Here is a 23,279-nt window from a genome sequence, read left to right on the forward strand (position 1 = left end):
TTATTTTATTCAGGATGCATCATGACCCCCGAACACCTTCCAACCGAACAATATGAAGCGCAGCTGGCAGAGAAAGTCATTCGTTTGCAAAAAATGATGGCGCCTTTTGCCGCCCCGGTTCCGGAGGTATTTCGTTCGCCGGTCAGCCACTACCGCATGCGCGCAGAGTTCCGCCTGTGGCACGATGGCGACGATCTCTACCACATCATGTTTGACCAGCAGACCAAATCGCGGATTCGCGTCGATAGCTTCCCGGCGGCCAGCGAGCTTATCAATCAGCTGATGGTCGCCATCCTCGACGGCGTGCGCGATAACCCGGTTCTGCGCCATAAGCTATTCCAGGTCGACTACCTGACGACCATGAGCAACCAGGCCGTGGTATCGCTGCTGTATCACAAAAAGCTTGGCGACGAGTGGCGCCAGCAGGCGGAAGCATTACGCGACGCGCTGCGCGCGCAAAATCTCAACGTGCAGCTGATTGGCCGGGCAACCAAAACGAAAATCGAGCTCGATCGGGACTACATCGACGAACGTCTGCCGGTAGCCGGTCGGGAAATGATCTACCGCCAGGTTGAGAACAGCTTCACCCAACCCAATGCGGCGATGAATATCCAGATGCTGGAGTGGGCGCTGGAGAGTACGCAAGGAGCAACCGGCGATTTACTGGAGCTGTACTGCGGTAACGGCAACTTTTCCCTGGCGCTGGCGCGTAATTTCGATCGCGTGCTGGCCACGGAAATCGCCAAACCTTCCGTCGCCGCGGCGCAGTACAACATTGCGGCCAACCATATCGATAACGTGCAGATTATCCGTATGGCGGCAGAGGAGTTTACTCAGGCAATGAACGGCGTGCGGGAGTTTAACCGCCTGCAGGGTATCGACCTGCAAAGCTACCGGTGTGAGACGATTTTTGTCGATCCGCCGCGCAGCGGGCTGGATAGTGAAACGGAAAAAATGGTGCAGGCGTATCCGCGAATTCTGTACATCTCCTGCAACCCGGAGACGCTGTGCCAGAATCTGGAAACGCTCAGTCAGACCCATGACATTACGCGTCTGGCGCTATTCGATCAGTTCCCGTATACCCATCATATGGAGTGCGGCGTCTTATTAACCCGCAGGTAGGCGATGTTTACAGAACCCGGCACCGCGACGCCTGCCGGGTTCTGATATAAAGCGGTTACTCTGCCGCCGCATCCTTCCGGTTACGCATCCGGTAGCCGATCCAGAATACCGTAATGACCGACAGCACGGCCGGGAAGAAGTTAGAGCCGATGTCCGGATATTCCGCCCGCACCACGGTGCTGTACAGCAGAACCCCGAGAATGAAGCAGGCAGCAGCCAGACCCGGCAGCCCCACGGGCATACTCCGGTTCTGATAGCGCTGATGCAGACAGTAGACCGTCAGAAGCAGGGACAGAATCGGGAAGATGGAAAAGGGAACAATCGAGCTGAACAGCGCGGCGAAGGTTCCGTTAATCGATAGGCCAGCGATCAGCGCCAGCAGCAGCGTACCTTTATCTTGAACTGAGTGTTTCATTGCTCGTCCTTCACGTTATTCGGAATGATTTGATATTTTTTCTTGTTCACGGCGATACCAGTAATACGCACCTTTCGAGATCATTCTTAGCTGCAGCACCAGCCGTTCTTCCAGCTGTCGACGCTGCTCAAGCCCGACGTCCAGCGCCTCAGCGCCGGCGCTAAATACAATGGTGACCATCGCTTCGGCCTGCGCTTCAGTAAAGGCGCGCGGCATGTGGTTTTCGATTTCTAAATAGTCGGCAAGTTCCGCGATGAAATGCTGAATTTCGCGCGCCACGGCGGCACGAAACGCCGCGGAAGTCCCTGAGCGTTCGCGCAACAACAGGCGAAAAGCGTTCGGGTTATTGCCGATAAACTCCATAAAGGTAGAGACCGAGGTGCGAATCACGCTGCCGCCTTTGGCAATACGCTGGCGCGCCTGGCGCATCAGCTGGCGCAGCATCAGTCCGCTCTCATCGACCATCGTCAGACCGAGCTCATCGACATCGCGAAAATGACGATAAAAGGAGGTCGGCGCGATCCCCGCCTCACGCGCAACTTCACGCAGGCTTAAGCTGGCGAAACTCCGTTCGGCGCTAAGTTGGCTAAATGCCGCTTCTACCAGCGAACGCCGGGTTTTCTCTTTTTGTAGCGCTCTTACGCCCATCACGTTGTATGAATCCTTCCAGTAACCCTGCTGGCACTATACCAGAGATAAAACTAATCGGTTTACACTGGTTTGTGAAAGATTGTTTACGAGCCGTTCATGCTTTTATGCCGCAAAAAAGCGCAACGATAATTGGGTTAAACTGCGGCGAATGTTATCATCGTGTTTATTTTATGTATAAAACAGGTGAGTAATGCCATGTCGCACTCTTGGGATTATGATGCAATAGTAATTGGTTCCGGCCCCGGCGGCGAAGGCGCTGCGATGGGACTGGTTAAACAGGGAGCCCGCGTTGCCGTTATTGAACGCTACCATAATGTCGGCGGCGGCTGTACCCACTGGGGAACCATCCCGTCGAAAGCGCTCCGCCACGCCGTCAGCCGTATTATCGAGTTTAACCAAAACCCTCTCTACAGCGACCATTCCCGCCTTCTTCGCTCCTCCTTCGCCGACATTCTTAACCATGCCGACAGCGTCATTAACCAGCAGACCCATATGCGTCAGGGGTTCTATGAGCGCAACCACTGCGAAATCCTGCAGGGCAACGCGCACTTCGTTGATGAACACACGATCGCCCTGGAATGTCACGACGGCACCGTCGAGACGGTCACCGCCGAGAAATTCGTTATCGCCTGCGGCTCGCGCCCGTACCACCCGGCAGATGTCGATTTTTCCCATCCGCGCGTGTACGACAGCGACTCCATTCTCAGCCTTCAGCACGAACCGCGCCATGTGATCATCTACGGCGCGGGGGTCATTGGCTGCGAATACGCGTCAATCTTCCGCGGGATGGAAGTGAAGGTGGATCTGATCAACACCCGCGATCGGCTGCTGGCGTTCCTCGATCAGGAGATGTCCGACTCCCTCTCCTATCACTTCTGGAATAGCGGCGTGGTGATTCGTCACAACGAAGAGTACGAGAAAATTGAAGCCGTAGATGATGGCGTGATCATGCATCTGAAATCGGGCAAAAAGCTGAAGGCGGACTGTCTGCTGTATGCCAACGGTCGTACCGGTAATACCGACTCCCTGGCGCTGGAAAATATCGGTCTGCAAACCGATAGCCGCGGCCAGTTGAAGGTGAACAGCATGTATCAGACCGCGCTGCCGCATATCTATGCCGTTGGCGACGTTATCGGCTATCCGAGCCTGGCTTCGGCCGCTTACGATCAGGGACGCATCGCCGCGCAGGCGCTTATTAAAGGCGAGGCTTCGGCTCACCTGATCGAAGATATTCCAACCGGGATCTACACCATTCCGGAAATCAGCTCGGTGGGTAAAACCGAGCAGCAGCTGACCGCCATGAAGGTCCCGTACGAAGTGGGTCGCGCGCAGTTCAAACACCTGGCGCGCGCGCAGATCGTCGGCATGAGCGTGGGAACCCTGAAAATCCTGTTCCACAGGGAAACGAAAGAGATCCTTGGCATTCATTGCTTTGGCGAGCGCGCGGCCGAGATTATTCATATCGGCCAGGCGATTATGGAGCAGAAAGGTGGCGGTAACACCATCGAGTACTTCGTCAACACCACCTTTAACTACCCGACGATGGCGGAAGCCTATCGGGTAGCCGCGCTAAACGGCTTAAACCGCCTGTTTTAACGCTTCGTCGAAATGGCCATCCATAGTGCTACGGATGGCCTCCGCCAGATGTTCATAGCGGCTGCGCAGCGGCGAACCGGGGCGATAAACCAGCCCAATGGTGCGTCGCGGCTCGGGCTTAATGCACGGAATGTACACCACGCCATCGCGCTTTCTCTCCTGCGGCACCGCCAGCGCAGGCAGCAGGGTAATCCCGCTGCCGGCAGCAACCATGTTACGCAGCGTTTCAAGACTGGTGGCGCGGAAATGCGTATCTTCATCGGCACCGGCCTCGAAACAGAAGCCCATCGCCTGATCGCGCAGACAGTGGCCATCTTCCAGCATCAGCAGCTTCTCTCCGGCTAAATCGGACATCGGCACGCGGTCGCGGTTGGCCCACGGGTGATCTGCGTAGATAGCCAGCATCATCGGCTCGTCAAACAGCGGCACCTCAATAAAGGCTTCGCTCTCTTTAACCAGCGCCAGGATAGCGCAGTCGAGCTTGCCGCTATCCAGCTGGGCCAGCAGCTGATGGGTTTGGGCCTCATGCAGATACATTTCCAGCTTGGGAAAAGTCTGGTGCAGCATCGGGATAATATGCGGCAGCAGATACGGGCCAATCGTTGGAATCAGGCCGATATGCAGCGGCCCGGACATCGTCTCGCCCTGTTGGCTTGCCATTTCCTTGAGCACTTTTACTTCGCGCAACACCGTACGCGCCTGATCCACCAGCAGCAGGCCCGCCTGGGTAAACAGAACCTTACGGCTGGTACGCTCCAGCAGCATGACTCCAAGCTCATCCTCCAGCTTGCGGATCTGCCCGCTAAGCGTCGGTTGGCTGACGTGGCAAGAGTCCGCCGCGCGCCGAAAGTGGCGGTGCTCGGCTAGCGCAACCAGGTATTCAAGATCGCGAATATTCATTATTCATCCTCCGTCGCCATGATAGTTCATGGCGATAGATAGAATAGCAACGAACGATTATCCCTATCAAGTTTTCTGTTCAATAATAAACCCAGAAACGAGGCCGGTATCAGAAAATCACCGAATTGCCTCAACGTTTTCCCTAACCGAACAACTAAAGCCAACGTGAACTTTTGCGGACCTCGTGTCCGCTTTTTTTTGCATAAAAAAGCCCGAGCATCGCTCGAGCTTGTCGTTTTCATTCTCCAGCGCCGGTCAGGCTCCAGCAGGCGACCGGCTTAAACCAGGCGCTGCTGCGCATCGGCGATCGCCTGCGCAACCTGCTTCGGTGAAACGCCGCCTTTGGCCGCGCGCTTGTCCAGACAGGATTGCAGCGACAGAATGGGATAGACATCATCGGCAATCACGCTGCTAAATTTCTGCAGGTCGGCCAGCGCCAGCGCTTCCAGCGGCTTACCTTGCGCGATCGCCTCGACAACCGCTTCGCCGACAATATGGTGCGCTTCACGGAACGGTACGCCTTTCGCCACCAGATAATCCGCCAGCTCGGTCGCATTGGCGTAACCCTGCTGCGCCGCTTCTTCGCAACGCGGGCGCTTCACCTGAATGCCGTCCAGCACCAGCGCGGCCATATGCAAGCAATCAAGCCAGGTGTCGAGGGCGTCAAACAGCCCTTCTTTATCTTCCTGCATATCTTTGTTGTAGGCCAGCGGCAGGCCCTTCAGCGTCATCATCATCCCGGTCAGCGCGCCCTGAACGCGGCCGCACTTACCGCGGATTAGCTCCAGCGCGTCCGGGTTTTTCTTCTGCGGCATCAGGGATGAGCCGGAGGTCACGCGATCGGAGAGCTCAATAAAGCCCGCCTCGCCGGTATTAAAGAAAATCAGGTCTTCAGCAAAACGCGACAGGTGCACCATCCCAATCGCGGCGCCGGAGAGCAGCTCCAGCACGTGGTCACGGTCGGAAACGCTATCCAGGCTATTGCGGGTCGCGGAAGCGAAGCCCAGCCAGCCGGCCAGCTGCTCGCGATCGATTTCATAGGCGGTACCCGCCAGCGCGCCGCTGCCCAGCGGGCTGACGTCGAGGCGCTTCAAAGAGTCCTGCAGACGGCTTTCATCACGCGCCAGCATTTCAACATAGGCCAGGCACCAGTGGGCGAACGTCACCGGCTGCGCGCGCTGCAGATGGGTGTAGCCCGGCATCACGGCGTCCTGATTATTCTGCGCCGTTTCAACCAACGCGCCCTGCAGCTGACGATTCGCGGAAAGCAGCTCGGCGATAGTATCCTTGCACCACAGCTTCAGGTCAGTCGCCACCTGGTCGTTGCGGCTACGGCCGGTATGCAGTTTTTTACCCAGCTGGCCGACTTTGTCGATCAGCTTGCCTTCCACCCAGCTATGAATATCTTCAGCATCGCTTTCAAGGATTTGCTGCGGGTTAGCCCGCACCTCTTCCAGCAGGACGCCCAGCGCCTCTTCCAGCTCCAGCTGTTCGCCAGCGCTCAGCACGCCAACCGTCACCAGCGCTTTGGACCAGGCAACAGAGCCAATGATATCCTGCTCCGCCAGGCGATAGTCGAAGCGCAAAGAGTCGTTGAACTGTTTGAACCGCTGATCTGCTGCCTGAGTAAAACGCCCGCCCCAAAGTGCCATAATGTGCTTCCTTCAAATTTGTTTATTTCTGCCGGGAAGCCCCGCGCTTCCCGTCTGCAAATGTTTTCAATCAGGCCAGAATACGCGTGCCGATCGGCGTGCCGTTAAACAGCGCCGGCAGCTGCTCCGCGTGACGCCAGGAGGCAATATCCACCGGGCGACCCAGCGCGCGCGCCGCATCCAGCGCAGCGTTCACTTTGACGATCATGCCGTCGGTAATAATACCCTGTTCAATCAGCTGCTCCGCCTTCTCCGCGGTCATCTCCGCGATACGCTGACCTTTGCCATCAAGGATACCGCTGACGTCGGAAAGCAGGATCAGATCGGCGCCGAGCGTGGCCGCCAGCGCGGTTGCGGCCTGATCGGCGTTGACGTTCATCAGCTGCCCTTCATCGGTCACGCCGATAGAGCTCACCACCGGCAGGTAGCCGCCCGCCAGCAGGGTATTGATCAGCGCCGGCGATCCCGGCTGGGCCAGGCCAACGTGCCCCAGCTCTTCGGCAAGCTGAGTCACCTTAACGCTATCGCCATCGCCGAGGAACAGACCAACGCTGGCAATGCCGTGCTTTTTCGCCCACGCCAGCAGCGTTTTATTGGCGGTGCCCGCCAGCGCGCCGGTAATAATGTCGATTTGATCCGCCGGCGTTACCCGCAGCCCATTTTTCTTGCTTACCGGCAGGTTAAGCTGCTTCATCAGCTCATCGACCACACAGCCGCCGCCGTGCACGATAATCAGCGGACGCTGATGCGTTTCACGGTAGTTCACCAGCGCGGTAAACAGACGCGCCAGCGCTTCTTCGCTATCCAGCAACACGCCGCCGAGTTTGATAATTAATGGGTTCATCATCACACCTTAAATAAGAGACTGCGTCTCAGCGAAGCCGAAACGAATATTCGCGCACTGTACTGCCTGCGCCGCTGCGCCTTTAAGCAGGTTATCTTCCGCCGCCACCACGATGATATGCTCATCCTGGACCGCAAACCCGATATCACAGAATGGCAGACCCACGACGTTTTTCAATGCCGGCAGCGCGTTATCGTATAAACGTACCAGCGGTTTATCGGCGTACGCCTGCTGGAAAACGGCGGCCACCTGCTCTTTGCTGACGCCCGGTTTCAGACGACAGGTGATGGTTTCCAGAATACCGCGCTTAAAGTTACCCAGATGCGGAGTAAAAATAACCTCCGCGCCAAGGTGAGTAGAGATTTCCGGGTGGTGACGATGGTTGAAGACGCCGTACGGCTGCAGGCTCACTTCACAGAAGCTGTTGCCGATCGCCGCCTTACGGCCCGCTCCGCTCACTCCGCTGGTAGCGTTGATCACCGGCCACTGGTTAAGATCCAGCAGCCCGGCGTCGATCAGCGGTTTTAACGACAGCTGGGCCGCGGTTGGGTAGCAGCCAGGAACGGCGACTAAATTGGCCGCTTTCAGCCGCTCGACGCTCCACTCGGCCAGGCCATATACCGCCTGCTCAAGCAGCGCCGGATGCTGATGGGTAAAGCCGTAATATTTCTCGTAGAAGGCGCCGTCGTTCACGCGGAACGCGCCGGAGAGATCGAACACCACGCAGCCGGCGGCAAGGAACTGAGGCGCCAGGTCGTGACTCACTTCATGGGCGGTAGCAAGGAAGACAACATCCACCCCGGTGCTAAATTCGCTAATATCTGACATTGGCTGCAGCGGCAGATCGACAATGCCTTTCAGTCTGCGGATGTAAATCGGAAATCAATTTTCCTGCATCATTACTTTGCGAGGATACCGTCAAAGCGGTTATGGTCATGTGAGGATGGCGATTTACATAGGTCACTAGCTCTGCGCCGGCATAACCGCTGGCACCCACTATCAGCGTATTCAACATTGGGGCTCTTCACCTTCTTACATCTGTTTGCCTGGGAAGACCTTTATCTTCCTCACCCTGTTAAGCCGTAAGAGCATTTCCTTACATTCGATGGGTTTTCTTACGCTCAACGATAATGTATTTTTATTCATAAATATTGCATGAATATTGATACTATCATGACCCGAGGTGTGTCAACAATGAAAAACAATTTACCGCCGTTCATCGAGATTTACCGCGCATTGATCGCCACACCCTCCATCAGCGCAACCGAAGAGTCGCTGGATCAAAGCAATGAGACTTTAATCAATTTGCTGGCAGGCTGGTTTCGCGAAATTGGCTTCAATGTCGAAGTTCAGCCGGTGCCGGATACGCGCAATAAATTTAACATGCTGGCCAGTACCGGCCAGGGCGCCGGCGGCCTGCTGCTCGCCGGGCATACCGATACCGTGCCGTTCGATGATGGCCGCTGGACCCGCGATCCGTTCGCCCTCACCGAGCATGACAACAAGCTTTACGGTCTCGGCACCGCCGACATGAAGGGCTTTTTCGCCTTTATTCTTGACGCCCTGCGCGATGTTGATGTCAGTAAGCTCAAAAAACCGCTCTATATTCTGGCCACCGCCGATGAAGAGACCAGCATGGCCGGCGCCCGCTACTTTGCCGAAACCACCCGCCTGCGCCCGGACTGCGCGATTATCGGCGAACCAACCTCCCTGCAGCCGGTACGCGCGCACAAGGGGCATATTTCCACCGCCGTGCGCGTCCAGGGCCAGTCCGGCCACTCCAGCGATCCGGCGCGCGGGGTTAACGCCATTGAACTGATGCATGACGCGATTGGCCGCATCATGCAGCTGCGCGATGTGCTGAAAGAGCGCTATCACTTTGCCGCCTTTACCGTACCGTACCCGACGCTCAATCTCGGCTCGATTCACGGCGGCGACGCATCTAACCGCATCTGCGCCTGCTGCGAGCTGCATATGGATATTCGTCCGCTGCCGGGCATGACGCTCAACGATCTCAACGGGCTGCTGGATGAAGCGCTGGCGCCGGTCAGCGAACGCTGGCCGGGTCGTTTAACCGTTAGCGAGCTCCATCCGCCGATCCCCGGCTACGAGTGTCCGCCGGATCACCAGCTCGTGCAGGTGGTGGAAAAACTGCTCGGCGCACAAACCGAGGTCGTCAACTACTGTACCGAAGCGCCGTTTATCCAGACCATCTGCCCGACGCTGGTCCTCGGTCCTGGCTCAATCAACCAGGCCCACCAGCCGGATGAGTATCTGGAAACCCGGTTTATTAAGCCAACCCGCGAGCTTATCATCCAGGTGGTCCATCATTTCTGCTGGCACTAAAATCGCGCTTTTCCCGCCCTTTAGCCAGGGGCGGGACAGTGACAATTGTCACATTCCCATAAGCAATGCTTATCAAGCGACCTCTGAGTTAAATTTCGCAAATTGCCGCCATTTATTCGTTTGCTGAAGCGATTTCGCAACAATTGACGTAGGGGTTTTTACGTGGCTTTATAAAAGACGGCTGCTTATCCGCGGTTCATCGTTGCCGAGCCGCGGATATAACAAAATAAAATGAGATGGGGTGTCTGGGGTAACATGAACGAACAATATTCCGCTTTGCGTAGTAATGTCAGTATGCTCGGTAAAGTGCTGGGCGATACCATCAAGGATGCACTGGGAGAGAACATTCTTGATCGTGTCGAAACTATCCGTAAATTGTCCAAATCTTCGCGCGCGGGCAATGAAGCCAATCGCCAGGAACTTCTCACCACGCTGCAAAACTTGTCCAACGACGAGCTGCTGCCGGTAGCGCGCGCCTTCAGCCAGTTTCTGAACCTGGCCAATACCGCTGAGCAGTACCACAGCATTTCGCCAAACGGCGAAGCGGCCAGCAATCCGGAAGTGATTGCCCGTACCCTGAGAAAGCTCAAAGGCCAATCCCATCTCAACGAAGACACCATTAAAAAAGCGGTGGAGTCCCTGTCGCTGGAGCTGGTATTAACCGCCCATCCCACCGAAATCACCCGCCGCACGCTGATCCACAAAATGGTGGAAGTGAATAACTGCCTGAAGCAGCTCGATAACAAAGAGATCGCAGACTACGAGCACCACCAGCTGATGCGCCGCCTGCGCCAGCTGATCGCACAGTCATGGCATACCGATGAAATCCGTAAATATCGCCCGACGCCGGTTGACGAGGCGAAATGGGGCTTTGCGGTCGTCGAAAACAGCCTGTGGGAAGGCGTGCCGAACTACCTGCGCGAGCTGAACGAACAGCTGGAAGAAAACCTCGGCTATCAGCTGCCGGTTGACTTCGTACCGGTGCGCTTCACCTCCTGGATGGGCGGTGACCGCGACGGTAACCCAAACGTGACCTCCGATATCACCCGCCACGTGCTGCTGCTCAGCCGCTGGAAAGCCACCGATCTGTTCCTCAAAGATGTCCAGCTGCTGATCTCCGAGCTGTCGATGGTCGAGTGTACCGACGAACTGCGCGAGATAGTCGGCGCCGAAGGGGCGCAGGAGCCGTACCGCTATCTGATGAAAAAGCTGCGTAGCCAATTGATGGATACGCAGTCATGGCTGGAAGCGCGCCTGAAAGGGCAGAAGCTGCCGAAACCCGCCGGCCTGATTACCCAGAACGAACAGCTGTGGGAGCCGCTTTACGCCTGCTATAAATCCCTGCAGGCCTGCGGCATGGGCATTATCGCCAACGGTGAGCTGCTCGATACCCTGCGTCGCGTGAAGTCGTTCGGCGTGCCGCTGGTACGCATCGATATCCGTCAGGAAAGTACCCGCCATACCGAAGCGCTGGGCGAAATGACCCGCTATCTCGGCATCGGCGATTATGAAAGCTGGTCAGAAGCCGACAAGCAGGCCTTCCTGATCCGCGAGTTGAACTCCAAGCGCCCGCTGCTGCCGCGCCAGTGGGAGCCAAGCAATGAAACCCGCGAAGTTCTCGACACCTGCAAAGTGATCGCCGAAGCGCCGCACGGATCCATCGCCGCCTACGTGATCTCCATGGCGAAGACGCCGTCTGACGTGCTGGCCGTACACCTGCTGCTCAAAGAAGCCGGCATTGGCTTCGCGCTGCCGGTTGCTCCGCTATTTGAAACTCTCGACGACCTGAACAACGCCAACGACGTGATGACCCAGTTGCTGAATATCGACTGGTATCGCGGCTTTATTCAGGGCAAGCAGATGGTCATGATCGGCTATTCTGACTCGGCGAAAGATGCGGGCGTCATGGCCGCTTCCTGGGCGCAGTACCAGGCTCAGGACGCGCTGATCAAAACCTGCGAAAAAGCCGGTATTGAGCTGACGCTGTTCCACGGTCGCGGCGGTTCTATCGGCCGCGGCGGCGCCCCGGCGCACGCGGCGCTTCTTTCTCAGCCACCAGGCAGCCTGAAAGGCGGTCTGCGCGTCACCGAGCAGGGTGAAATGATCCGCTTCAAGTTCGGCCTGCCGGAAGTCACCATCAGCAGCCTGTCGCTGTATACCAGCGCCATTCTCGAAGCAAACCTGCTGCCGCCGCCGGAACCCAAGCCGGAGTGGCGCAATATCATGGCCGAGCTGTCCGACATTTCTTGTGAAATGTACCGCGGCTACGTGCGTGAAAATAAAGACTTCGTACCTTATTTCCGCTCCGCCACTCCGGAGCAGGAGCTGGGCAAACTGCCGCTCGGCTCACGCCCGGCGAAACGCCGTGCTACCGGCGGGGTAGAATCTCTGCGCGCAATCCCGTGGATCTTCGCCTGGACGCAGAACCGCCTGATGCTGCCGGCCTGGCTGGGCGCCGGCGCCGCGCTGCAGAAGGTGGTGGATGATGGCAAACAGAGCGAGCTGGAAACCATGTGTCGCGACTGGCCATTCTTCTCAACTCGTCTTGGGATGCTGGAAATGGTGTTCTCGAAGGCCGACCTGTGGCTGGCGGAATATTACGATCAGCGCCTGGTGAAACCCGAGCTGTGGGGCCTCGGCAGCGAGCTGCGCGAGCTGTTGTCTTCCGGTATCAGCGTGGTGCTCGATATCGCCAACGATTCCCACCTGATGGCCGATCTGCCGTGGATCGCCGAGTCTATTCAGCTGCGTAATATCTATACCGACCCGCTGAACGTCCTGCAGGCCGAACTGCTGCACCGTTCGCGTCTGGCGGAAGAGCAGGGCCAGGATCCGGACCCGCGCGTTGAGCAGGCGCTGATGGTCACCATCGCGGGCGTGGCTGCCGGTATGCGTAACACCGGCTAACCTCCGCCCTTCGCCAGCATAAATCCCCGGATAGCACGTGTACGCCGCTATCCGGGGATTTTTATTAATGGTGCAGCATCTCGTCAACAATCTGCTCTTTATGCAGCGCATAAGGATAGTACGTCGGCCAGTTATCCATCTCTTTCAGCAGGGACTCGTGCGAGTCATTCCCCATAAAGATATGAAAATGCTGTGATTTTCTCGGGCCAATCGTATGATCGCTAAACTGGACGAATTTCGGCGCTTTCGAGTCTGCCTGCTGGCATTCAAATAGATAGCGCACGCCTTTCTTGCCGGAAGCATAGTGCAGGATCTTATAGCCGGAATAGGCGTACCGACAGGCGCTAACCTCTTTCCCGACGTGGAACTCCATCACGTTGTCTTCAATCCCAATTTGATCGACATCGGTGGCGTAACCCTTCTTATAATATTCCCGATACTCGGCAACGCTTTTCGCCCCCGCCTTTTTGGCCTTCTGCTCCAGCACCGGATCCAGGTCCCCATTAAGCAGATACGGATTCACCGATTGCCAGATTCCATCCCAGTCGCTTAACGGGCGATCCTTGACGTCTTTATCGGCGAAAATGCCCTCGCTCGCCTTAACTTCCGCCTCCGTCAATGCGGGGCCATGGCTGTGGTGGCCGTGGGCAAAAGCCTGGCTACCGGCCAGCAGCATGCCAACGCCGAGCGCAAATGCGGGTATCTTTCTGGTCATCACTCTCTCCTGAGTTAACTTTTGCAATCAATGGTTACGATATAACATAACATTTATATTATGCAACATCTGATGCGCGCAGATTCCCGCGGCTTTTTGCCCTTCCCGCGATGTCGGGTATGATAAAAACGTGGGGCTTTTTAAGGAGCAAGAATGGACGGCCATCTCAGTCAGCACATTGACGCTTTAATTAAAGGCCCGACGGCAATCAGGCAGGTTCGCTTTACCACCGAACATCGACCGGCCTCGGGGCTGGCGCTGCAGGTCGATTTTCCGCGCCTCGAGGTTATCCTCGAAGGCCAGCGCGGCGATCCCGGCATCAAGGCCGAGCCGGCGCTGCTTGCCCGCTATGATGTGCTGTATATCCCCGCAGGCGGCTGGAATCTTCCGCAGTGGCAGGCGCCCTGTACCGCGTTGAGCATTCAATTTGGTAAGCAGCAGCTGGAGTTCACCCTCCAGCGCTGGGACGGTGAAACGCTGCATATTGCAGAGAGAGTGCAGACGCCGCGCCGCGGCCCTCGCGTGGGCTCCTTTTTGCTACAGGCGCTCAATGAAATGCAGATGCAGCCGCAGGAGCAGCAAACGGCGCGCTGCATCGTGATAAGCCTGCTAAGCCACTGCGCCGATCTCCTCGGTAGCCAGGTGCAAACCTCTTCCCGCAGCCAGGCGCTGTTTGAAGCCATCCGAAAATATATCGATGCCCGCTTCGCCGACCCTTTAACCCGTGAGTCGGTCGCCGAGGAGTTTTACCTCTCCCCCAACTATCTCTCCCATCTGTTCCAGAAATGCGGCCCCATGGGCTTTAACGAATATCTGAACCACGTTCGTCTCGAACAGGCCCGAATGCTGCTAAAAGGCCACGATATGAAGGTGAAGGATATCGCTCACGCCTGCGGCTTTGCCGATAGTAACTACTTCTGCCGCCTGTTTCGCAAAAATACCGAACGTTCACCGTCAGAATATCGCCGCCAGTATCATAGCCAGCTGACGGAAAAGCATCCGTCGGCGGAAAACTAGACTTTTGTAAGTTTTCCCTGGCGGCTATCCCCACGAATCTCTCCAGCAACGCCAGCTAAAGGCGGATAAATGTGATCTAAATCACTCTTAGCCGCAATGCGTACATTTATCCAGTTTTTGGCAAATTTGTCATCTGGCGACCCGCCGGACAGAGGCCGTATTCTTATCTCAACGTCACTGAATTGAGAATTGAGGAAAGGCTATGGAACTCTATCTGGACACCGCAAACGTAGCAGAAGTTGAACGCCTGGCACACATCTACCCGCTGGCCGGAGTAACCACCAATCCCAGCATCATCGCCGCGGGAAAAACCTCGGTTTGGGACGTGCTGCCCCGCCTGCAAAAAGCCGTTGGCCCGGATGGGGTCCTGTTTGCCCAGACCATGAGCCGCAATGCGCAGGGCATGGTTGCAGAGGCCAAACGCCTGAGTAACGCCATACCCGGCATTGTGGTAAAAATCCCGGTCACCGCCGAAGGCCTCGCCGCGATAAAGCTGCTGAAAAAAGAGGGCATAGCCACGCTCGGCACCGCGGTCTACAGCGCCTCTCAGGGTCTGCTGGCGGCGCTGGCCGGGGCGAAATACGTCGCGCCTTACGTCAACCGCGTTGATGCCCAGGGCGGCGACGGCATCCGTATGGTGCAGGAGCTGCAGAGCCTGCTGGAGCTGCACGCGCCGGGCAGCAAAGTGCTGGCGGCCAGCTTTAAAACCCCGCGCCAGGCGCTGGACTGCCTGCTGGCCGGATGTGAAGCGATCACCCTTCCTTTAGACGTAGCACAACAAATGCTCGGCACGCCCGCGGTAGAGTCAGCAATAGAGAAGTTTGAGCAAGACTGGAGTAGCGCCTTTGGAAATCTGAACCTGTAACCCGATCGGCGAACCGCCCGCGGGCGGTATCGCGGTCATCCAGGAGGAATAGAAATGGATCGCATCATTCAATCGCCAGGCAAATACATTCAGGGTGCAAATGCTATCACCCGCCTCGGCGGCTATCTCAAACCGCTGGCCGAGCGCTGGCTTATCGTTGGCGACAAGTTTGTGCTGGGCTTTGCCGCAGAAAAGCTGCGCCAAAGCCTGACCGAAGCCGGCCTTGTCGCCGAAATCGTCCCGTTCGGTGGCGAATGCTCGCATAATGAAATCAATCGCTTGCGCGATATTGCAGGCTCAGCCCGCTGCAATGCCGTGCTGGGTATCGGCGGCGGAAAAACGCTGGATACCGCAAAAGCATTAGCACATTTTATGAATCTACCGGTGGTGATTGCCCCCACCATCGCCTCCACCGACGCCCCCTGCAGCGCGCTCTCGGTTATCTATACCGACGAGGGCGAGTTCGACAGCTATCTGATGCTGCCGCGCAACCCAAACATGGTTATTGTTGATACCCGGATTGTTGCCGGCGCTCCGCCGCGCCTGCTGGCGGCCGGTATCGGCGATGCGTTGGCCACCTGGTTTGAAGCCCGCGCCTGTTCGCGCAGCGGCGCCACCACCATGGCCGGCGGCAAGTGCACCCAGGCGGCGCTGGCGCTGGCTGAACTGTGCTACCACACGCTGATTGAAGAGGGTGAAAAAGCGATGCTGGCGGCGGAACAGCATGTCGTCACGCCGGCGCTGGAAAAAGTTATCGAGGCCAACACCTATCTCAGCGGCGTCGGCTTTGAAAGCGGCGGGCTGGCAGCCGCGCACGCGATTCACAACGGCATGACCGCCCTGCCGGACGCCCATCATTACTATCACGGCGAAAAGGTCGCCTTCGGCACGCTGACGCAGCTGGTGCTGGAAAACGCGCCGCTAGAAGAGATTGAAACCGCCGCCGCGCTGTGTCACAGCGTGGGCCTGCCGCTCACCCTGGCTCAGCTGGATATCAAAGAGGATATTCCGCGTAAAATGCGGATCGTCGCCGAAGCCGCCTGCGCGGAGGGGGAAACTATCCATAACATGCCTGGCGGAGCCACGGCGGATCAGGTTTACGCCGCGCTGCTGGTCGCCGACCAGTACGGGCAGCGTTTCCTGGAGGAGTGGGAATAAATAAAAATGGCCCTCGAAGAGGGCCATTTTTTTACACCGTCGGGCGCACGCCCAGGGTATGGCAAATCGCGTAGCTCATCTCCGCGCGGTTTAAGGTGTAAAAGTGGAAATCCTTCACCCCTTCGCGGCTTAAAATTTTGACCATATCCATGGCGATGTTCGCCCCCACCAGCTGGCGAGTTTCCGCATCATTATCCAGACCTTCGAACATTTTCGACATCCACGTTGGAATACGCACGTTGGTCATGTCGGCAAATTTCTTCGCCTGCTTGAAGTTGGATACCGGCAGAATGCCGGGGATAATTTCAACATCAATCCCCGCGGAGACGCAGCGATCGCGAAAGCGCAGGTAGCTTTCAACATCAAAGAAGAACTGGGTAATCGCCCGGTTCGCGCCGGCATCGACCTTACGCTTCAGGTTCAGTAGATCCGCCTGGGCGCTTTTCGCTTCCGGATGGACTTCCGGGTAGGCCGCAACGGAGATATCAAAATCGCCCACTTCTTTCAGCAGCGTAACCAGGTCCGCAGCGTACATATCCGGCTTACCGCTGCCCGGCGGCAGGTCGCCGCGCAGGGCGACGATATGGCGGATCCCGTTGTTCCAGTAATCCTGAGCAATTGTGCGCAGCTCGTCGCGGCTGGCGTCGATACAGGTCAGGTGCGGCGCCGCCTCAAGGCCGGTGCGCTCTTTGATACCTTTGATGATGCTGTGGGTACGGTCGCGTTCGCCGGAGTTGGCCCCGTAGGTCACCGAAACAAATTTCGGCTTCAGGCTGCTTAAGCGATCGATGGATTTCCACAGGGTTTGCTCCATTTCACTGGTCCGCGGCGGAAAGAATTCAAAAGACACATTAATCTGGCCCTGCACTTCTGCCAGGCTCTGATTCAGGGCTTCCCGCTGATTGGCGTGAAAAAAGCTCATACCTTACCTCATCAATCGCATTTTATTGTTTGTCGTGTTGCGAACTTCTATACGTTTAGACGTCCAGATGTAAAAATGACGGAAAAGAGCCCGGGCGTCAATAGAAAAATCAGCGTAAAGAGTGAGGAATATTCAGAGAAGATGAAATGGGTTCACGTCGTTGACGCTAAATGCCACAGGGTTCGACGCTAAGCTAATGATTCTTCAAGCACAGGGATCAGCCACGCGCGCAAGGCGTCATTTTGCGGCAGCGTGACCACGCCCAGCGCCAGCGGAAAATGCAGACTGGCCTCATCCAACGGATAAAAGACCACCCCCTGACGCTGGATAGCGGTAAAGGACGCCGGCAGCAAAATCATCCCCTCCCCGCGCGCAATGCGGGCCAACAGAACGTCATGTTCTACGGGCTCTTCCACGTAGGCAGGCGCATACCCCGTCCGTTCAAACATCCGTCGGGTGTAGTCAAAAAATGCCGGATTACGCTCGCGTTTAAACCAAAACAGCGGCCGCTGGTTAAAAGCGCTCAGGGCCAGCCCGGCGACGCTGGATTCCGGCCATGACGCCGGCAGCGCGGCGATCAGCTGCTCCTGATAGGGCAAGGGGGACAAAACCAGCCCGCTGGCATCAAGGGGAAGCGCCACCAGCGCCGCGTCCAGCCGGCCCTTGCGCACCTGCTGCGCCAGGGTTGGCGAGCCGTGACGGCTAATCTGCAAAGTGCGGGCATTATCCCTCAGCGCAGCTTCGGCGGCGGTAAAGATCCCCTGTTCAAAGGCGGTTGTCAGCCCGAGCCGCAGCGGCGGCTGCCCGCTATCAGACAGGCTGGCCCAGGGCGGTTAAGGTTTGTTCCTGTAACGCCAGCAGAGGGCGAATCATATCCAGCACCCGCCGCCCCTCCTCGGTCAGGATCAGGCCCCGGGTATGGCGCACGAATAGCGCGGTCCCCAGCTGTTCTTCCAGGTGACGGATATGACGGCTGAGCGGCGGCTGTGAGATAAATAAGCGCTGCGCCGCCCGGCTAATATTGTTCTCCTCCGCCACCACGGCAAAATAGCGCAGCAGACGAAGATCCAGAGAATAGAGGCGTGAATTTGTCATACCGAAAAGGTATCACGAAAAGGGTATTACTCAAGCCCGGCAAACTTTCTTACCCTCCTCATCACCCCCCACATTATGAGGAAAGATCGTGACTTCAGAACGTTTTACTACCGGTATGGAGATGCTGCAGCGCGTTGACGGTAAGGGCGGCGAAGCCGTCGTTAACAGCCTGAGCGACATCGCCCCTGATTTTGCCCGCTTTCTGGTTGAGTTTCCTTTTGGCGATATTTACGCCAGACCCGGGCTCGATTTGCGCAGTCGTGAAATCGCCACCATTGCCGCGCTGACCGCTTTAGGCAATGCGGCCCCGCAGCTAAAGGTGCACATCGCCGCCGGGCTGCACGTCGGCCTGACGCAGGAAGAGATCGTTGAAGCGATCATGCAGATGGCGGTGTATGCCGGATTCCCGGCCGCCCTCAACGGGCTGTTTGCCGCCAAAGAGGTGTTCGCCAGGCCTGGCGGGAAAAGAGACCGGACGGGCGTCCGGTCTCTCTGACAGGGAGATTACAGCAGCTGCGCCAGGCGATTAATATCCGATTGAATCGCGCCAGCGGTAACATCGCGCCCGGCGCCCGGGCCGCGGATCACCAGCGGGTTATCACGATACCAGCGGCTGTCGATAGCAAACACGTTATCGCACGGCAGCAGCGCCGCCAGCGGATGCTCCTGGCGCACGGCCTCAACGCCAACGCGCGCCTTGCCGTTGGCGTCGAAACGCGCGACATAGCGCAGAACCAGCCCCATTTCACGGGCGGCCTCAAGGCGCTGCAGCATCTGCTCGTTCAGCTCTTCGCCATTTTCAAAGAAGTGATCGACGGAGCCTTCTTCGCAGTGCGCCGGCACCAGCGATTCCACGCGCACCTGGTCAGGCTCGATATCATAGCCCGCCTCACGGGCGAGGATCACCAGCTTGCGCATCACGTCTTTGCCGGAAAGGTCAACGCGAGGATCCGGTTCAGTCAGCCCCTGCTGCCATGCCTGATCGACCAGATCGGTAAACGGCACAGTCCCGTCAAACTGCAGGAACAGCCAGGAGAGCGTACCGGAGAAAATACCGCTCAGCGCCAGAATGGTATCGCCGCTGTCGATCAGGTCGCGCACCGTGTGGTTTACCGGCAGCCCGGCGCCGACGGTCGCGTTGTACAGCCAATGACGCCCCGTTTTCTCAAACGCGTCGTGGATCTGACGGTATTTATCGCTGCTGCTGGCCCCGGCCAGCTTATTGGCGCTGATCACGTGGAAGCCGTGGCTGGCAAAATCAAGGTACTGATCCGCCAGCTGCTCGCTGGCGGTCACGTCCAGAACCACTAAATCGTCGTACGGGTGGGCACGCATCCACAGGAACAGCGATTCTTCATCCTGCTCAACGGCTTCATCGTGGAAGAAGGCCAGCGCGCGGCTGGCGTCGAGTCCTTCGTAATTCAGCAGGCTGCGGCGGCTGTCCACCACCCCGGCGAGGACAAACTCAAAGCCGGTGCGGGCGGAAAGCGTGGTTTGCTCGCGGGCAAACAGCTCCAGCCAGCGGGAACCGATATTGCCTTTACCAAACAGCACCAGGCCAATACGCTTTTCCGCGCGGAACAGCGACTGGTGCAGCCCCTGAATCAGGCTCTCGGTCGGGCCCGCGCGCAGCACGGCCACCAGGCTAATCCCCTCTTCAGACTGCCAGGTAAACTCGACCGGCTGCCCCTTCAGCTGCTGCCAGAAGCGGTGACAATGCAGCGGGTTGCGGGTAACGCCCGCGCCAACCATCGCCACCAGCGCCAGCTTCTGGCGTAAGCGCAGCTCGCCAGGCAAACCGGCTTCGTCAAGCAGCCTCAGCGCGCTATCCGCTACTTCGGCGGTGTAGCAGAACTGCAGCAGCCTGCGGTCGGCATGGACGCCAACGGCCAGCGGGCGCAGCTGAGCGCGTTTAAAGATAAGATCCAACTCCTTGTGCGCCAGCTTGAAATCCTGGCCCGCGGGCACCTGGAACTCAATCAGGCACACGTCGTCATGGCTGGTGACAATTCGCGCCCCGGTCCCGGAAGCCAGCACGCGTTCAATACGCGTAGAGCCTTGCTCAGGCGTGTAGCTGCAGCGCAGCTGCAGATCGATATCGCTGCCGGAGACCGGCTGGAGCGTACGCGCGTGCAGCACCGGCGCCGCCAGGCGGGCCAGCTCGCTGGCTTCATCCAGGCGCAGCAGCGGCAGCAGGCAGGCATCCTTCACCTTACGCGGGTCAGCGCTGTAAACCCCGGCAACGTCGCTCCAGATAGTGACGCGGGACGCGCCGGCCAGGGCGCCAATTTGGGTGGCGGAATAGTCGGAACCGTTACGCCCCAGCAGCACGGTTTCTCCGGCGTTATTACGCGAGATAAAGCCGGTCACCACCAGGCGTTTGTTCGGATGCTGCGCCATGAGCTGCTGCAGCAGCGGGTAGGATAAACCTTCATCCACCTGCGGCTGCGCCGAACGCTCGGCGCGCAGGAAGCTACGCGCATCAAGCCACGCGGCCTCCAGCCCCAGCTGATTGAGGACCGCGGCCATCAGGCGCGCGGACCAGACTTCGCCGTGGCCAACCACCTCAGCGTATACCGCATCGGTGACGCCGCTATCCAGTAAACCCGCCAGTCGTTCAAGATCGTGAATAAAAGCCGCGATAAGCGTGTCGGCGGCGTCTGCCGACAGCAGGCCGGCGATCAGCTCCATGTGATAACGGCGCAGCGACTGCTGGACCTGATGCGCAGAGAGGCGATCGGTCTGGCTGAGCTTCAGCCAGCTAATCAGCTGGTTGGTGGTGCTGCCAGCGGCGGAGACAACCATCATGTCGCCTGCCTGCGAGTATTCCGTCATGATCCCCGCGACGCGCAGGTAACATTTCGCATCCGCTAAACTACTCCCACCAAATTTGTGCAGCTGACGACCCTTCGCCCCTGCCTGCGCAATCACACTCATGTTTATCCCTCGTTTGCTGCCCGGAAGCCATTTTCCAGGTCGGCAATTAAATCTTCACCATCTTCAATACCGGTCGAAATACGCAGAAGCGTTTCTGAGATCCCCGCAGCCGCGCGCGCTTCAGGCGCCATTCCTGCGTGGGTCATCGTCGCAGCGTGAGAAATCAGACTTTCTACGCCTCCCAGCGACTCCGCCAGCGTAAATAGCGACAATCCGCTCAGGAAACGGCGCAGCGTCTGCTCATCGCCATCCAGCTCGAAGCTTAGCATCGCACCAAAACCTTTTTGCTGACGCGCAGCAATCTCGTGCCCCTGATTTTCCGGCAGAGACGGATGATACAGTTTTTTCACCAGCGGCTGAGTTTTCAGATAGTCGACGATCGCCTGCGCGTTGCGCTGGGCAACCTCCATACGCGGGGAGAGCGTACGCAGGCCGCGCAGCAGCAGGTAGCTATCGAAGGCCCCGCCGGTGACGCCAATATTATTCGCCCACCATGCCAGTTCGGTGACAGCCTGCGGATCTTTGGCAATCACCACCCCGGCGACGACATCTGAATGGCCGTTCAGGTATTTGGTGCATGAATGCAACACCAGATCGGCCCCCAGCGCCAGCGGATTTTGCAGAGCCGGGCTCAGGAAGGTGTTATCCACCACGCTCACCGCCCCCGCTTCACGCGCCAGCGTGCAGATTTTCGCAATATCCACCACTCTCAGCAACGGATTACTTGGGCTTTCAACCAATACCAGCTTCGGTTTTTCCGCCAGCGCCGCGCTCAGCGCCTGCTCGTCGTTTTGATCGACAAACAGCACGCGGTAGCAGCCGCGTTTCGCCAGGCTATCAAACAGACGATAGCTGCCGCCGTAGCAGTCGTGCGGCGCCACCAGCAGGTCGCCCGGCTTCAGGTAGACGGTGGTCACCAGCAGAATAGCCGACATCCCAGTATTGGTCAGAACCGCGCCGGCGCCGCCCTCCAGCTCCGCCAGCGCGCGCTGTACCACGTCGCGAGTTGGGTTGCCGCGGCGGGAATAGTCATGGGCACGAGGTTCGTTAAAGCCGGTAAAGTTATAGGTGCTGGAGAGGTGGATCGGCGGGACAACGCAGCCGTACTGTTCGTCGTCATTTAAACCGCTACGCACTGCGATGGTGGCCTGTTTACGCGTCATGTTGGGCAGTTCCTGGGCTGAATCGGTGAAATGTCAGGCTCCAGAGTAATCATTGTCACAATAGACGTCAATACATCTGGACATCTAAACTTCTTTGCGTATAGATTGAGCAAACAGGAAATAGCCGTTAAAATTATATGCATTAGCGCACATCCGTATCGGCTTATCTCATGTCAGAAAGACGACTCATGCGGTAAACTACGCGCGATTATGGCCCGGACTCAAACTTCAGGCCCTTAACTAATGACTAGAGGATTAAAGGTATCTCATGGCTGAATGGAGCGGCGAATATATCAGCCCATACGCTGAGCACGGTAAGAAGAGTGAGCAAGTAAAAAAAATTACGGTTTCCATTCCTCTGAAGGTGTTAAAGATCCTCACAGATGAACGCACGCGTCGTCAGGTCAACAACCTGCGCCACGCCACCAACAGCGAGTCTGCTGTGTGAAGCGTTCCTGCATGCATTTACCGGTCAACCGCTGCCAAACGATGAAGACCTGCGTAAAGAACGCAGTGATGAAATTCCGGAAGCGGCGAAACAGATTATGCGTGAGATGGGTATCGACCCGGATACGTGGGAATACTAAGCCAATAAAAAAGGCAGAAGTTTTCTTCTGCCTTTTTTATTTCTCCGCGTTTGACGGCGTGAGAGAAACAAAAAAGCCGCCCTGAGGCGGCTTTTTTTTGGCTTCCGGCAACTTACTTGCTGGTGCCCGGTACGCTGAAGCGCTTGTTGAAGCGGTCAACGCGGCCACCGGTCGCAACATCACGCTGCTTGCCAGTGTAGAACGGGTGGCATTTACCGCACACGTCGAGGTTCAGGTCGTGACCAACGGTAGAGCGGATTTTCATGACGTTACCGCAAGAGCAGTTAGCAGTAACTTCTTCGTATTTCGGGTGAATATCTTTTTTCATGGGAGAACCTCAGTTAAGGCCGCGTCGCTCTTCCAGCCCTAACGCCAGACACCACGCGA

At 57.5% G+C, this 23,279-nt stretch carries 18 protein-coding genes and 3 pseudogenes; 9 read left to right on the forward strand and 12 right to left on the reverse strand.

The window, feature by feature from the left end; all coding sequences use genetic code 11:
• Positions 1-21: 21 nt before the first annotated feature.
• On the forward strand, positions 22-1,122 hold the full coding sequence (trmA, locus tag ABOC21_RS24440; protein WP_426813579.1) for a tRNA (uridine(54)-C5)-methyltransferase TrmA: 1,101 nt from the start codon (positions 22-24) through the stop codon (positions 1,120-1,122).
• A 55-nt stretch (positions 1,123-1,177) separates the two neighbouring features.
• Here the strand turns inward: trmA and ABOC21_RS24445 are convergent, their stop codons facing one another.
• On the reverse strand, positions 1,178-1,537 hold the full coding sequence (locus ABOC21_RS24445; protein ID WP_128879367.1) for a YijD family membrane protein: 360 nt from the start codon (positions 1,535-1,537) through the stop codon (positions 1,178-1,180).
• Positions 1,538-1,552: 15 nt separating this feature from the next.
• Complete coding sequence (gene fabR / locus ABOC21_RS24450; protein ID WP_045853644.1) at positions 1,553-2,188, reverse strand: HTH-type transcriptional repressor FabR; 636 nt, start codon at positions 2,186-2,188, stop codon at positions 1,553-1,555.
• 195 nt (positions 2,189-2,383) lie between these two features.
• On the opposite strand from fabR, the gene sthA reads away from it, so the two are divergent.
• Positions 2,384-3,784 (forward strand): Si-specific NAD(P)(+) transhydrogenase, encoded by a 1,401-nt coding sequence (sthA, locus tag ABOC21_RS24455; protein ID WP_426813580.1) that lies wholly within the window; start codon positions 2,384-2,386, stop codon positions 3,782-3,784.
• Here the strand turns inward: sthA and oxyR are convergent.
• From oxyR to argC, 4 genes and pseudogenes are all read right to left on the reverse strand, one after another.
• Complete coding sequence (oxyR, locus tag ABOC21_RS24460) at positions 3,767-4,684, reverse strand: DNA-binding transcriptional regulator OxyR (protein WP_426813581.1); 918 nt, start codon at positions 4,682-4,684, stop codon at positions 3,767-3,769. The genes sthA and oxyR overlap by 18 nt on opposite strands.
• Positions 4,685-4,962: 278 nt before the next feature.
• Positions 4,963-6,336 (reverse strand): argininosuccinate lyase, encoded by a 1,374-nt coding sequence (gene argH, locus ABOC21_RS24465; RefSeq protein WP_426813582.1) that lies wholly within the window; start codon positions 6,334-6,336, stop codon positions 4,963-4,965.
• A 70-nt stretch (positions 6,337-6,406) separates the two neighbouring features.
• Positions 6,407-7,183, reverse strand: coding sequence for an acetylglutamate kinase (gene argB / locus ABOC21_RS24470; RefSeq protein WP_426813583.1), 777 nt, complete (start codon positions 7,181-7,183; stop codon positions 6,407-6,409).
• 6 nt (positions 7,184-7,189) lie between these two features.
• Positions 7,190-8,195, reverse strand: a pseudogene (gene argC / locus ABOC21_RS24475) (N-acetyl-gamma-glutamyl-phosphate reductase).
• 179 nt (positions 8,196-8,374) lie between these two features.
• On the opposite strand from argC, the gene argE reads away from it, so the two are divergent.
• Positions 8,375-9,526, forward strand: a complete 1,152-nt coding sequence (gene argE / locus ABOC21_RS24480; RefSeq protein ID WP_426813584.1) for an acetylornithine deacetylase — start codon at positions 8,375-8,377, stop codon at positions 9,524-9,526.
• A 255-nt stretch (positions 9,527-9,781) separates the two neighbouring features.
• A complete protein-coding gene (gene ppc / locus ABOC21_RS24485) occupies positions 9,782-12,433 on the forward strand; it encodes a phosphoenolpyruvate carboxylase (protein ID WP_426813585.1) in 2,652 nt (883 codons plus the stop codon).
• 64 nt (positions 12,434-12,497) lie between these two features.
• On the opposite strand, the gene zinT is transcribed toward ppc, so the two are convergent.
• Positions 12,498-13,148 carry a metal-binding protein ZinT gene (gene zinT, locus ABOC21_RS24490; RefSeq protein WP_426813586.1) on the reverse strand — a complete coding sequence of 217 codons (651 nt, stop codon included), beginning with the start codon at positions 13,146-13,148 and terminating at the stop codon, positions 12,498-12,500.
• Positions 13,149-13,301: 153 nt separating this feature from the next.
• Between zinT and ABOC21_RS24495 the strand changes: the two genes are divergently transcribed.
• From ABOC21_RS24495 to gldA, 3 genes are all read left to right on the forward strand, one after another.
• The gene (locus ABOC21_RS24495) at positions 13,302-14,165 is read left to right on the forward strand and encodes a helix-turn-helix transcriptional regulator (RefSeq protein WP_426813587.1); all 864 of its coding nucleotides are present in this window, start codon (positions 13,302-13,304) and stop codon (positions 14,163-14,165) included.
• A gap of 202 nt (positions 14,166-14,367) precedes the next feature.
• Positions 14,368-15,030, forward strand: a complete 663-nt coding sequence (fsa, locus tag ABOC21_RS24500) for a fructose-6-phosphate aldolase (protein ID WP_426813588.1) — start codon at positions 14,368-14,370, stop codon at positions 15,028-15,030.
• A gap of 54 nt (positions 15,031-15,084) precedes the next feature.
• Complete coding sequence (gene gldA / locus ABOC21_RS24505; protein WP_426813589.1) at positions 15,085-16,188, forward strand: bifunctional L-1,2-propanediol dehydrogenase/glycerol dehydrogenase; 1,104 nt, start codon at positions 15,085-15,087, stop codon at positions 16,186-16,188.
• A 31-nt stretch (positions 16,189-16,219) separates the two neighbouring features.
• On the opposite strand, the gene metF is transcribed toward gldA, so the two are convergent.
• Together metF and ABOC21_RS24515 are read right to left on the reverse strand one after the other, a co-directional pair.
• Positions 16,220-17,110: a methylenetetrahydrofolate reductase gene (gene metF, locus ABOC21_RS24510; protein WP_426813590.1), complete on the reverse strand. Its 891-nt coding sequence runs from the start codon at positions 17,108-17,110 to the stop codon at positions 16,220-16,222.
• A 188-nt stretch (positions 17,111-17,298) separates the two neighbouring features.
• Positions 17,299-18,205 (reverse strand): annotated as a pseudogene (locus tag ABOC21_RS24515) (LysR family transcriptional regulator).
• Between the two features lie 88 nt (positions 18,206-18,293).
• Between ABOC21_RS24515 and ABOC21_RS24520 the strand changes: the two are divergent.
• The gene (locus tag ABOC21_RS24520) at positions 18,294-18,701 is read left to right on the forward strand and encodes a carboxymuconolactone decarboxylase family protein (protein ID WP_426813591.1); all 408 of its coding nucleotides are present in this window, start codon (positions 18,294-18,296) and stop codon (positions 18,699-18,701) included.
• Positions 18,702-18,709: 8 nt separating this feature from the next.
• On the opposite strand, the gene ABOC21_RS24525 is transcribed toward ABOC21_RS24520, so the two are convergent.
• Both ABOC21_RS24525 and metB read right to left on the reverse strand, forming a co-directional pair.
• Complete coding sequence (locus ABOC21_RS24525; protein WP_426813592.1) at positions 18,710-21,142, reverse strand: bifunctional aspartate kinase/homoserine dehydrogenase II; 2,433 nt, start codon at positions 21,140-21,142, stop codon at positions 18,710-18,712.
• A gap of 2 nt (positions 21,143-21,144) precedes the next feature.
• Positions 21,145-22,305 (reverse strand): cystathionine gamma-synthase, encoded by a 1,161-nt coding sequence (gene metB, locus ABOC21_RS24530; RefSeq protein ID WP_426813593.1) that lies wholly within the window; start codon positions 22,303-22,305, stop codon positions 21,145-21,147.
• Positions 22,306-22,573: 268 nt separating this feature from the next.
• Here metB and metJ point away from each other — a divergent pair.
• A pseudogene (metJ, locus tag ABOC21_RS24535) lies at positions 22,574-22,892 on the forward strand (met regulon transcriptional regulator MetJ).
• Between the two features lie 112 nt (positions 22,893-23,004).
• On the opposite strand, the gene rpmE reads toward metJ, so the two are convergent.
• Positions 23,005-23,220, reverse strand: a complete 216-nt coding sequence (gene rpmE / locus ABOC21_RS24540) for a 50S ribosomal protein L31 (protein ID WP_045853658.1) — start codon at positions 23,218-23,220, stop codon at positions 23,005-23,007.
• Positions 23,221-23,279 lie beyond the last annotated feature (59 nt).

This window comes from Klebsiella sp. WOUb02 (genome assembly GCF_050058015.1).
GTDB lineage: Bacteria > Pseudomonadota > Gammaproteobacteria > Enterobacterales > Enterobacteriaceae > Klebsiella.